Consider the following 12,099-nt stretch of genomic DNA (forward strand, 5'->3'; position numbering starts at 1 on the left):
GTACAAAAAATGAAAATTGCACTTTTAGGATACGGAAAAATGGGTCAGGTAATCGAAAGAATTGCTCTGGAAAGAGGTCATGAAATTGTCTTGAAAAAAGATGAATTCAATACTTATGACGGACTTTCAACAGCTGATGTCGCTATCGATTTCAGTGTTCCTACCGCAGCCGTAGCCAATATTTCAAGCTGCTTTCATGCAAATGTTCCGGTAGTTTCAGGAACAACAGGATGGCTGGAACATTATGATGAAATGGAAGCACTTTGCAACGAAAAACAAGGTGGTTTTATCTCAAGTTCAAACTTTAGCTTGGGTGTAAATATCTTCTTTGAATTGAATGAATATTTAGCTAAAATCATGGCTCAGTTTGATTCTTATAAAGTATCAATGGAAGAAATTCATCATACTCAAAAATTAGACGCACCAAGCGGAACAGCAATTTCTTTAGCAAAAGGGGTAATTGAAAATAGTGCTTACGCAAATTGGACACTTGACAATCCGAAAGATAAAGAAATTCATATCGAAGCCAAAAGAATTGGTGATGTACCCGGTACACACACAGTAACATACGATTCTATAGTTGATAGTATTGAATTAAAACATACTGCACATAACCGCGAAGGTTTTGCTTTAGGAGCCGTTATTGCCGCTGAATGGTTAGCCGGTAAAAAGGGAATCTACACAATGAAAGACGTTTTGAATCTGGAATCTAAATAAAATTCAAAAAATAATATTCTGAAATTTCAGAACTAAAATATAAAAATATGACACTTTATCTTTGGTTTATTTTTTTCTTAGCCGTGCAAGTAATCCATTTTCTGGGAACCTGGAAATTATATCAGGCTGCAGGCCGAAAATCTTGGGAAGCTGCAATTCCTGTTTACAATTCGATTGTTTTAATGAAAATTATTGGGCGACCAACCTGGTGGACAATATTACTTTTCATCCCGATCATCAATCTGATTATGTTTCCTGTAGTTTGGGTTGAAACTTTAAGAACGTTTGGAAAAAAATCAACTTTAGATACCATTTTAGGAATTTTTACTTTAGGGTTTTATATTTATTATGTCAACTATACTCAAAAATTAGAGTATAATGCCCAAAGAAAATTAACTCCAGAAAACAGAGCAGCTGACACCGTTAGTTCATTACTTTTTGCCATCATTGTAGCAACATTAGTACATACTTATGTGGTACAGCCCTTTACCATTCCAACTTCTTCTTTAGAGAAATCACTTTTAATTGGAGACTTTTTATTTGTAAGTAAAGTAAACTACGGCCCAAGAGTTCCTATGACCACGGTAGCTTTACCAATGGTACATGATTCTATTCCGTTAACTAAGAGAAAATCATATTTAAGCTGGCCACAATTACCTTATTTAAGATTGCCCGCTTTAGAAAAAATAAAACGCAACGATATTGTTGTTTTTAACTGGCCGGTTGATACCGTGCATTACTTCTTTGAACCAAAAGGAAAACCAGGTGTCATAAAACCAATCGATAAGAAATCAAATTACGTAAAACGCTGCGTTGGCGTCCCAGGCGATAGTTTATCTATAAAAGACGGATTTGTTTACATCAATAATAAAAAACTAATTCTTCCTGAAAGAGCTAAACCGCAATATTCTTACGCAGTAGCATTAGACGGTAAAACACCAATTGATTTTGAATCACTTTTAAAAGAACTTAAGGTAAATCTTGTTGATGTTTTAGGGTTCAGAGATGACACAAAAAGAGACACTTTGTATTTTGCAGCTTTAACAGAAGCAAATGCGGAACGCCTAAAAAACACTGCCGGAATTACCAATGTAAAAAGACAGATTTCTAAAGGAAATGACAACTCAATTTTTCCGCATATCAACAAATGGAATCAAGATAATTTTGGTCCAATTTACATTCCGGAAGCAGGAAAAACAGTCGCTTTAACTAATGAATCTTTACCTTTTTATAAGGACATCATAACTAATTATGAAGGCAATACCCTACAGATTGAAGGTGCTCATTTTATAATTAATGGAAAACAAACAAACAGTTATACCTTCAAACAAAACTATTACTGGATGATGGGTGATAACCGCCACAACTCTGAAGACAGTCGTTATTGGGGATATGTTCCTGAAAACCATATTGTAGGAAAACCAGTTTTTATCTGGATGAGTTGGGACACAAACGGAAAAGGTATTAATAAAATTCGTTGGGACAGAGTTTTCACAACTGTTGATGGCGAAGGACAGCCTCAATCTTATTTCAAATATTTTCTGATTGCTTTAGCAGTATTTTTTATTGGAGAATATTTCTGGAAAAAAAGAAAAGAAAATAAAGCATAGATAAATAGTTATTTTAGTTTCAGGTTTTAAGTTTCAGGTTCGTATAAAACTTGAAACCTGAAACCTGAAACTTTTAAACCAAAGACAATGAACTCCTTATTACTTCCTACCTATTTTCCATCGATTAGCCATTTTGCAGTTATGGTTCAATCTGAAAATATCACTTTTGAAATGGAAGATAATTTTCAGAAACAAACCAACAGAAACCGTGCCTATATCTATAGCCCAAACGGAATCCAACTTTTAAATATTCCGGTTAAACATTCTAAAACAGCACATCAAAAAACAAAAGATGTTTTGATTGAGAATGAATTTGACTGGCAAAAGCAACACTTCAAATCACTGGAAGCGGCTTATAGAAGCTCTCCTTTTTTTGAATTTTTCGAAGATGACATTCTTCCTGTATTCGAAAAAAAACACACTTATTTGATGGATTTAAATCAGGAAGTTCTGGATATTGTTACCAAATGCTTGCGCATGAAATTAGAGTTTGGTAAAACAACTGAATATTTCCATGAAACAGAAAACATTTATGACTTCAGATTTTTGGCAAACGGAAAAAAAGATACCAATTCATTCGAAAAATATCCTCAGGTTTTTGATGATAAACATGGTTTTATAAACAACTTAAGCATATTGGATTTACTTTTTAATGAAGGTAAATTTGCAATCGATTATTTAAAAACACAAAAATTAGAAGTCAAATAAGACAATCCCTCTACAGTTTTTGATTTGGAATTTTGGAGTTATTTTTTAATTTATTCTATTGTCAATCTTGTCATTATGGGATAATGATCTGAATTTTCAAAATCAGAAAAGCTCTCAAACTGCTTCACTTTCATTTTAGGGTCTGTAAAGATATAATCAATTCTTGCTGGATAGTAGCGAAATTTATAAGTAGCTCCAAAACCTTCTCCTGCTTCTTCAAAAGCGTCTTTCAGTGTTCCTTTTATATTTCGATAAACATACGAAAAAGGACTATTATTCATGTCTCCACAAATAATAATCGGATTTTTACTTTGCTTGATACTCTCTTTAAAGATTTCTGCCTGTTCCTGCTGCTGCCTGAATCCTTTACTGATTCTGGTATAAATCTGTTGTGATTTACGTTGATCTACATTATCAATATCATTCGAAATCTTATCAACATCCGGTGATATTTTAATAGACTGCAAGTGCATATTATAGACACGAATCACATCTTTGCCCCTTTTTATATCAGCATAAATAACATTGTTGTCTGACTTAGGGAAAACAATATTTCCTTCATTTATAATAGGAAACTTTGAAAAAATAGCCTGTCCTGTTTTTATCTGATTCCCGTCAATAAAAATATAACGGTGAGGGTATACCTTTAAATCGAGGTGAGCTGAGTTAGAATATTCCTGAATGCATAAAATATCAGGATTTTTTTCATCAATAAAAGCCTTTATATTAGAAGGAATATCATCACGATCCAGCCATTTAAAAACATTAAAAAGGCGTACATTGTAACTCATTACTGAGAAATCTTTTTCATCTTCAACATATTCTTTACCAGAGAATTTGTAGAATTTGCTAATAAATGTAATTCCGGTTAACAATACTAAACCTGACAAAATAAGGCGTTTTTTAAACTGAATTGCCCAATAGAAAAAGAACAATCCATTTGCAACAAAAAAAACAGGCATAAACAGCGTGAGCACCGATAAAAGCGGAAAACTTTTAGGCGCTAAAAAAGGTAGAACATAGATACTAAATGTAAGAACAGTTAATACTATATTTAAAAAGAACATTATTTTATTAAACCACGAAAGGTTTTTCATATTATGTTGCTAAAAGGATTATTTTCCAGCTTTAAATAGAAACTCTTTTTCTTCTTTTGTCAGACAATCATAACCAGACTGGCTAATTTTATCTAAAATCTCATCAATTTGCTGTTGCGTTTTGTCTTTCGTAACAATTCTTGACGTAGCTCTTTCTGTAGGTTTTTGATAATTTTTATGAACTTTTTTAAATGGGGTCGCAGAAGATCTTTTAAATAGATTGACAAAAAAATCTATTATTCTGGAAACAACTATACTCAAATCTGTACCGTTTTGAAGCAATTTAATAAAAATTAAACCAAAAAAGGCTCCAGCTAAATGCGAGATATGCCCACCAGTATTATCCAAACGCAATTGCATCAGATCTAAAATCAGGATTACACCGGTAATGTGCCATAATTTTACATTTCCAATCAATAATAAACGAACATTCATCAAGGGCTGATACGTTGTTGCTGCAACCAAAATTGCCATAATTGCACCAGAAGCACCCACTATAGGAGCTGAAATATTTAGAAAATAGTAACTTAAAACAAATGCAATTCCTGCAAAAATAGCACTTAAGACATATAATCCTAAATATTGTTTTTGAGTAAAAAAAGTCAAAAATAACTGGCTTGCAAAGTTTAAAACCATCATATTAAACAATAAATGCAAAAAAGTAGAGTGAAAAAATGCATAAGTTAAAAATGTCCAGGGTCTAAATAAAAAAACATTTGGATCTGAAGACAGTGCCAGCCAATTTGGATAAGCAAATCCTCCACCTGAATATTGATAAAAAAACACTAATGAAATCAAAAAACAGGCTATATTCCAATAAATTAAGCGTAGTGAGATACCTCCTATTTTGTATTGCAATTTCAAATCATCCAGAATATTCATAAAAACTTCTTTTGTATTATTATTTAAAGTTAAAAATTAATTCCAACGATTGTTATTAAACTGATTTTTTTTCCAGTATAGCATCATCAAATAGCCTGTAAGAGCTCCTCCGAGATGTGCAAAATGCCCAACTAAGGTACCACTACCTCCACCAAACAAAGAATTATCTTTCAATCCTAAAACTAAATCAATAGTTAAAATACCTAATACAAAATACTTTGCCTTAATCGGAATTGGAATAAACATCAAAGCTAACTCTGTATTTGGAAACATAAAAGCAAAAGCAGTCATCAAACCATAAGTAGCACCTGAAGCACCCAGAGAAGCTCCAAAATAAGATCCAGTAAAATTTCTATATTCTGTAGCTGTCAATATGTCTTGCCACCTTTTATCTATTTTACCTTCACTCAAAAGACCCAAGACATCTGTTTTAGAAAATCCTGCAGATAATAACGAATTTAATCCATCCTGAAATAGATAATATTTTATAATAGTATCCAACAAAACTGCTCCTAATCCACAAGAAATATAAAAGAACAAGAACTTTTTAGAACCAAAAGACATCTCAAGTGTCGAACCAAAAGAAATGAGTGCAAACATATTAAATACAATATGCAATACACTTGCATGCATAAACATATGCGTGACAGGCTGCCACACCATAAAATTAGAATTTTCTGGAAAAAACATCACAAAATAATCATAAGACGCAGGCACAAGCTGTGATCCTATAAAAAATATAATATTAATTATCAATAATTGTTTTACAACGGGAGTCATGTTGTTCATCATAAGGCAAACTTTTTATCTATATCTTCCACACGCATAGTAATGAAAGTTGGTTTTTGAAAAGGTGAAATATTTGGATCTTTACAGGCAAACAATCCGTTTACCAAATTATCCTGTTCTTTTTCGGTTAAATAAGATCCGGTTTTAACTGCTAAACTTTTAGCCATCGATTTGGCAATTGTATCATTTTGACTATAACTGCTGGCCGGAATTCCATCTTGCAAATCGCTTAATAATTGTTCTATTACCATCGAAATTTCACTTTCGGTTATATTAACCGGAATTCCTGATATCACGATATGATCTGCTTGAGCATTTTCGAAAACAAACCCAGTTGTTTCTAACGAAGGTTTTAGTTCTTCGATTAACGTCATTTCATCGGAAGAATAAAACAAATTCAACGGAAATAACAATTGCTGACTCGAAGCCTGATTCACCGTCATATTCAGCAAAAATTGTTCATATAAAATACGCTGATGAGCCCGTTGCTGATCCACGATAACCATTCCTGATTTTATTGGCGAAACGATATATTTTTTATGTATCTGATACGTTTTCTGACTTGCCGTTTCTACCTCATCATCATTAAATAATGATGAAGTTACTTCTTCATTTTCAAAAGTAAATGGCGAACTTTCGATACTTTCTGTTTCTAAACCAACATATAAACTTTCCCAGCTTGCTGTTGGCTCAACTCTTTTAGAATATCCTGAATATGAATTTGACCCTGAACTAAAACCCGAACCTGATCCAGATCCTGAACTAACCTTTGAATAATGCTGATTGGTTTTATCATCTGTAAACGGATTAAAAGTTCCATCAACCTGAATCGTTGGAGTTTCGGCTTCTAAATCTTTATAATGATATGGTGTATCTAAATTAGCATCACGATCAAAATCAAGAACCGGTGCCACATTAAACTGACCTAAACTATGTTTTATTGAAGCTCTTAAAATCGCATATAAAGCCTGTTCATCATCAAACTTAATTTCCGTTTTTGTTGGATGAATATTGATATCGATTGTATTTGGAGGAACTTGCAGATACAAAAAATAACTTGGCTGGGAACCATCTTTCAAAAGTCCGTCATAAGCAGCCATAACTGCATGATGCAAATAACCGCTTTTAATAAAGCGATCGTTTACAAAGAAAAACTGCTCCCCCCTATTTTTCTTGGCAAATTCAGGTTTACAAACAAATCCCTGAACATTTATAATTTCAGTATCTTCATTTACGGGAACCAATTTTTCATTTGTTTTACCGGACATTATTCCTACAATACGCTGACGGTAACCAGCAGCAGGCAAATTGTACATTTCACTTCCGTTATGATAAAATGTAAAATGAATATTGGGATGGGCCAAAGCTACACGTTGAAATTCGTCCATAACATGACGAAACTCAACGGTATCTGATTTTAAGAAATTACGGCGCGCGGGAATATTAAAAAACAGATTTTTAACTGCAAATGAAGTTCCTTTTGGCAAAACCGCCACTTCCTGCGAAACAAATTTACTCCCCTCAATAATAATGTGTGTACCAAGCTCTTGCTGGTCTTGCTTCGTCTTCATTTCCATATGTGCAATCGCAGCAATAGAAGCCAGTGCCTCACCACGAAAACCTTTTGTAGCTAATGAAAATAAGTCTTCGGCCTGACGAATTTTTGATGTTGCATGTCGTTCAAAACACAAACGTGCATCTGTAACACTCATTCCTTTACCATTATCGATTACCTGAACCAATGATTTTCCGGCATCTTTAATAATTAACTTAATGTCGGTTGCATCAGCATCAACAGCATTTTCCAATAACTCTTTTACGACTGAAGCAGGTCTTTGAACCACTTCTCCGGCGGCAATTTGATTGGCAACATGATCAGGAAGCAATTGAATAATACTCGACATTTAATTTAAGATTGTAGATTAAGGATTTATGATTTGTGATTTGTGATTTAAAATCTAAACCAAGAACCACAAATTTAATGAATTTCTGGTTGGTTTGGGAATATTCACAATCATAAAAAAAACAAAAAACCTATACTATTATGACTCAGTATAGGTTTTACTATTTTTAAAACAATTGTAATTTATTCGTTCTCTATCTTCATAGGAGTTTCTTCAATTTGAATCGCACCTGAAGGCAATAAAGGCTGATTAAACGGATGTGAAATAGAAGCCTGTTGACGAATGTAAGCCATTTTTATGGCAGCAATAGCGGCTTCTGTTCCTTTATTTCCATGAACACCACCGCTTCTGTCAATAGATTGCTGCATGTTGTTATCAGTCAAAACGCAAAAGATAACCGGAATATCAGTTTGAACATTCAAATCTTTAATTCCTTGAGTAACTCCTTCGCAAACGAAATCAAAGTGTTTAGTCTCACCCTGAATTACACATCCAATAACAATTACGGCATCAACATTTTGTGTCTGCAGCATTTTTTTAGCACCATAAATAAGCTCAAAACTTCCCGGAACATTCCAGCGAATAATTTGCTGTGCCGGTACATCACAATCAATTAAAGCGTCAAAAGCGCCATTATAAAGTCCTTCTGTTATCGTTTCATTCCACTCAGAAACAACAATCCCAAATCGAAAGTCTTTCGCATTTGGGATTGTGTTTTTATCGTATTCTGATAAATTTTTATTTTCAGTAGCCATCTTTATATTTTAGATTTTATAGTATAGATTTCAGATTGCTAAAATACGAATCTAAAATCTAAATATGAACTCTAAAAATTAAATTATTGTGCTAATCCAATCAATACATCAACAGAAGCTGCTTCCGGAGTTGCATCGAAGTTATCTTTTATATCAGTAAAATATTTCAGCGCCTCTTCTTTTTGACCTAAAGCCAAAGCTGTTTTACCAGCTTTTAATAAGAAACGAGGTGTCGTAAAATCATTTTTATTAGATTCAGCTGCTTTTACATAATAATCTAAAGCCTCTTTTTGTTGGTTTTTTTGAGAATAAGCATCTCCAATTCCACCTATTGCTAAAGCATTAACGATGGCTTCATCTGATTTAAATTCTCCTAAATATTTGATTGCGTCATCAAATTTACCGATATTCAAAGAAGCCATACCCGCATAATAGTTCGCTAAGTTACCAGCATCTGTTCCAGAATATTCATCAGCAATTTTAATAAATCCGAATTTACCTTCAGAGCCATTTAAAGCTAATTTATATAATGAATCGCTTGCTACACCTTCTGTTGCTTTTTTATAATTCTCCTGAGCAACAAACATTTCATTTGCAGCCTCATCTTGTTTAGGAGCTTCAATAAATTTTTGGTAAGCCAAATATCCAATAGTCAAAACAGCAATACCAGCAACTAAACCAATAATGATTTTTTGATTTTTAGCAACCCAATCCTCAGTTCTTGAAGCAGTCTCATCTAATTTAGAAAAAACACCAGCAGTTGTACTGTCTTTTTCATCGATAATTACCTGTGTTTCTTCAGATACTTCTTTAACTTCCTTTTCTTTTGGTGCTTTATATCCTCTTTTATTGTAAGTAGCCATTTAAAATTAATTTAGTGAACGGCAAAAATAAAATTTTTATTGAAACTGAAGTAAAAAAAATCAATTTTATCACTATTTTAAAAAAAATATTTTCAATAATCATAATTACTTTAGCAACAGCACTAAAATAATTCATCTTGAAATGCACCAAAAGCCTAATATATCGATAATTTTCGATAATTTGCACCCTCAAATTTTTGTTATTTCAAAACATCATATTTTACCTGCACAGCTGTCAAAAAAATGCATTTAAACAAAATTTCTTTATTCAATTATAAAAATTTCTCCGAAATCAATTTCGATTTTGACCATAAGATCAATTGTTTTGTCGGCAAAAACGGAATTGGCAAAACCAATGTGCTCGATGCAATTTATCATTTGGCCTATGGAAAAAGTTATTTCAATCCGCTAGCCATTCAAAATATCAAACATGGTGAAGAGTTTTTTGTAATTGATGCCGAATTAGAAAAAAACGAAAGAACAGAACAAATTGTCTGCAGTTTAAAAAAAGGACAAAAGAAAGTTTTAAAAAGAAATGGCAAAGCTTACGATAAATTCTCAGACCATATTGGGTTTATTCCTTTGGTGATTATTTCGCCTGCTGATCGTGATTTAATTGTTGAAGGAAGCGAAACACGCCGTAAATTTATGGACAGTGTAATTTCGCAATTAGACTCCAATTATCTGCAGCAGCTTATTCAATACCAAAAAATAATCATTCAGCGAAATGCCTTGCTTAAATATTTTGCCCTCAATCATACTTTTGACAATGATACCTTATCTATATATAATGAACAGTTAAATAATTTCGGTCAGTCTATTTTTGAAAAGCGAAAAGATTTCCTCGAACAATTTATACCTATATTTAACATTCACCATCAAGCCATCACAGGATCAGAAGAATCAGTGCAATTGGTTTATGAAAGTCATTTGTTTGATAACGATCTGTTGACACTTTTACAGCAAAATATCAATAAGGACAGGGCACTAAATTACACAAGTGTTGGCATTCATAAAGATGATTTATCATTTGAAATTGACTCACATCCAATTAAAAAATTCGGCTCGCAAGGACAGCAGAAATCATTTTTGATTGCTTTGAAACTGGCTCAATTTGAATTTCTAAAAAAACAAAGTGGCGTAAAACCTCTTTTGCTTTTTGATGATATTTTTGACAAATTAGATGAAAGCCGTGTTGCCAAAATTATAGAAATGGTAAACAGCGAAACCTTTGGTCAGCTTTTTATTTCAGACACACATCCGGAACGTACTGAAGCCATAGTAAAATCGACACATCAAAGTTATAAGATATTTAATTTATGACTCCATAACGATCTCAAAATTTAAAAATTATCTAATTTAGCAACAAACAATAAAATTTGGTATCATGAAATTTGCCCAGACTCTACTCCTCATAATCTCCTTTATATTGACTTCTTGCAATGAGCAAAAAAAAACTTCTTTTGAAGAAATCACTCCTAAAGAATTTGCTGAAAAAATAAAAGCTACCGAAAGCCCTCAAATATTAGATGTAAGAACTCCGGGAGAATTTGAATCTGAACATATCGACAATGCTGTAAATGTAAATTGGAACAGTGATGATTTTGCACAAAAAGCTGAATCTTATGATAAATCGAAACCCGTTTTTGTGTATTGTCTAAGTGGCGGAAGAAGCAAAAAAGCTGCTGCAAAACTAAACGAATTGGGCTTTCCAACTGTTTATGAACTAGAAGGCGGTATTATAAAATGGAAATCAGAAGGATTCTCTAAGCCATCCACAGAACAAGTTGGGATGACGATGAATGATTTCAATCATTTATTAGATACTGACAAACAAGTTTTGATTGATTTTTATGCCGAATGGTGTGGCCCCTGCAAACAAATGGAGCCTTTTATTTTGAGCATGCAAAAAGAAATGGCAGACAAAGTGGTCATCATCAGAATTGATGTCGATAAAAACAAGACCTTAGCAGAAACAATGAAAATAAGTTCGCTTCCCACTATTTTAATCTACGAAAATAAAGCCGTACAAAAGAAAATAATTGGCTTGACAACTGAAGAAAACTTAAAAAAACAACTGCAATAAATACTGATTATGCTAACGAAAGAATCATTGCAATTTTTAGACGATTTAAAAAAGAACAACAAAAGAGATTGGTTTCAGGACAATAAAAAACGATACGAAATCTTTAAAACAGACTATCATCAATTGGTTAATGATTTTCTGGATGCCATGAAACCGCTTGATCCTTCATTGGAATTATTAGAAGTTAAAAATTGTACATTTAGAATCAATCGTGATATTCGATTCTCAAAAGACAAATCTCCTTACAAAGCACACTTAGGCGTTTGGATGTCTGCTGGAGCCAAAGGTGCCAATCGTGCCGGATATTATGTACATATTGAAAAAGGCGCCAGTTTTATTGCCGGAGGGTTTTATTCGCCAGAAGCCGAAGATCTGAAAAAAGTACGCAAAGAAATTGCGTTTTTTCATGATGATCTGGAAGCTATTTTAGCCGATAAAAATTTCAAAAAAGAATTTGGCGGTTTGGATATAAATGAAAGTAATTCACTTAAAAATCCACCGAGAGGTTACGAAAAAGAACATACTGCAATTGCCTTTTTAAAATTAAAAAGTTTTACAGCCACTCAAAAATATGATATTTCTGAAGTGACCAAAAAAGATTTTGTGGCTAAAATGAGCCAGAAATTAATTACGCTAAAACCTCTAAACGAATTCATTAATCGCGCTTTAGAAACGGAAGAGTTTTAAG

Annotated in this window: 12 protein-coding genes; 6 read left to right on the forward strand and 6 right to left on the reverse strand. The window is 32.9% G+C overall.

Annotated features, from left to right (window positions below; translation table 11 throughout):
* Positions 1-9: 9 nt before the first annotated feature.
* From dapB to ACEN2I_RS11895, 3 genes are all read left to right on the forward strand, one after another.
* On the forward strand, positions 10-717 hold the full coding sequence (gene dapB / locus ACEN2I_RS11885; RefSeq protein ID WP_441766315.1) for a 4-hydroxy-tetrahydrodipicolinate reductase: 708 nt from the start codon (positions 10-12) through the stop codon (positions 715-717).
* A 47-nt stretch (positions 718-764) separates the two neighbouring features.
* The gene (gene lepB / locus ACEN2I_RS11890; RefSeq protein WP_441766316.1) at positions 765-2,327 is read left to right on the forward strand and encodes a signal peptidase I; all 1,563 of its coding nucleotides are present in this window, start codon (positions 765-767) and stop codon (positions 2,325-2,327) included.
* An 87-nt stretch (positions 2,328-2,414) separates the two neighbouring features.
* The gene (locus tag ACEN2I_RS11895) at positions 2,415-3,035 is read left to right on the forward strand and encodes a WbqC family protein (RefSeq protein ID WP_441766317.1); all 621 of its coding nucleotides are present in this window, start codon (positions 2,415-2,417) and stop codon (positions 3,033-3,035) included.
* 50 nt (positions 3,036-3,085) lie between these two features.
* Here ACEN2I_RS11895 and ACEN2I_RS11900 read toward each other — a convergent pair whose 3' ends face one another.
* The 6 genes from ACEN2I_RS11900 to ACEN2I_RS11925 all read right to left on the reverse strand — a co-directional run bounded on the left by ACEN2I_RS11900 (position 3,086) and on the right by ACEN2I_RS11925 (position 9,325).
* Positions 3,086-4,132, reverse strand: a complete 1,047-nt coding sequence (locus tag ACEN2I_RS11900; RefSeq protein WP_441766318.1) for an endonuclease/exonuclease/phosphatase family protein — start codon at positions 4,130-4,132, stop codon at positions 3,086-3,088.
* Positions 4,133-4,150: 18 nt separating this feature from the next.
* Complete coding sequence (locus ACEN2I_RS11905) at positions 4,151-5,014, reverse strand: rhomboid family intramembrane serine protease (protein WP_441766319.1); 864 nt, start codon at positions 5,012-5,014, stop codon at positions 4,151-4,153.
* Positions 5,015-5,050: 36 nt separating this feature from the next.
* A complete protein-coding gene (locus ACEN2I_RS11910) occupies positions 5,051-5,803 on the reverse strand; it encodes a rhomboid family intramembrane serine protease (RefSeq protein ID WP_441766375.1) in 753 nt (250 codons plus the stop codon).
* Positions 5,803-7,707: a DNA mismatch repair endonuclease MutL gene (gene mutL, locus ACEN2I_RS11915; protein ID WP_441766320.1), complete on the reverse strand. Its 1,905-nt coding sequence runs from the start codon at positions 7,705-7,707 to the stop codon at positions 5,803-5,805. The genes ACEN2I_RS11910 and mutL overlap by 1 nt, the downstream gene beginning before the upstream one ends.
* A 182-nt stretch (positions 7,708-7,889) precedes the next feature.
* Entirely contained in the window at positions 7,890-8,462 is a 573-nt protein-coding gene (gene ribH, locus ACEN2I_RS11920) for a 6,7-dimethyl-8-ribityllumazine synthase (protein ID WP_441766321.1), read from the reverse strand.
* Positions 8,463-8,545: 83 nt separating this feature from the next.
* On the reverse strand, positions 8,546-9,325 hold the full coding sequence (locus ACEN2I_RS11925; RefSeq protein WP_441766322.1) for a tetratricopeptide repeat protein: 780 nt from the start codon (positions 9,323-9,325) through the stop codon (positions 8,546-8,548).
* Between the two features lie 243 nt (positions 9,326-9,568).
* Here ACEN2I_RS11925 and recF point away from each other — a divergent pair, with 243 nt between their 5' ends.
* From recF to ACEN2I_RS11940, 3 genes are all read left to right on the forward strand, one after another.
* Complete coding sequence (gene recF, locus ACEN2I_RS11930; RefSeq protein ID WP_441766323.1) at positions 9,569-10,648, forward strand: DNA replication/repair protein RecF; 1,080 nt, start codon at positions 9,569-9,571, stop codon at positions 10,646-10,648.
* A gap of 64 nt (positions 10,649-10,712) precedes the next feature.
* Complete coding sequence (gene trxA / locus ACEN2I_RS11935; RefSeq protein ID WP_441766324.1) at positions 10,713-11,411, forward strand: thioredoxin; 699 nt, start codon at positions 10,713-10,715, stop codon at positions 11,409-11,411.
* 9 nt (positions 11,412-11,420) lie between these two features.
* On the forward strand, positions 11,421-12,098 hold the full coding sequence (locus ACEN2I_RS11940; RefSeq protein ID WP_441766325.1) for a DUF2461 domain-containing protein: 678 nt from the start codon (positions 11,421-11,423) through the stop codon (positions 12,096-12,098).
* Position 12,099: the final 1 nt, after the last annotated feature.

The organism is Flavobacterium sp. W22_SRS_FK3, from assembly GCF_052113665.1.
Lineage (GTDB): Bacteria > Bacteroidota > Bacteroidia > Flavobacteriales > Flavobacteriaceae > Flavobacterium.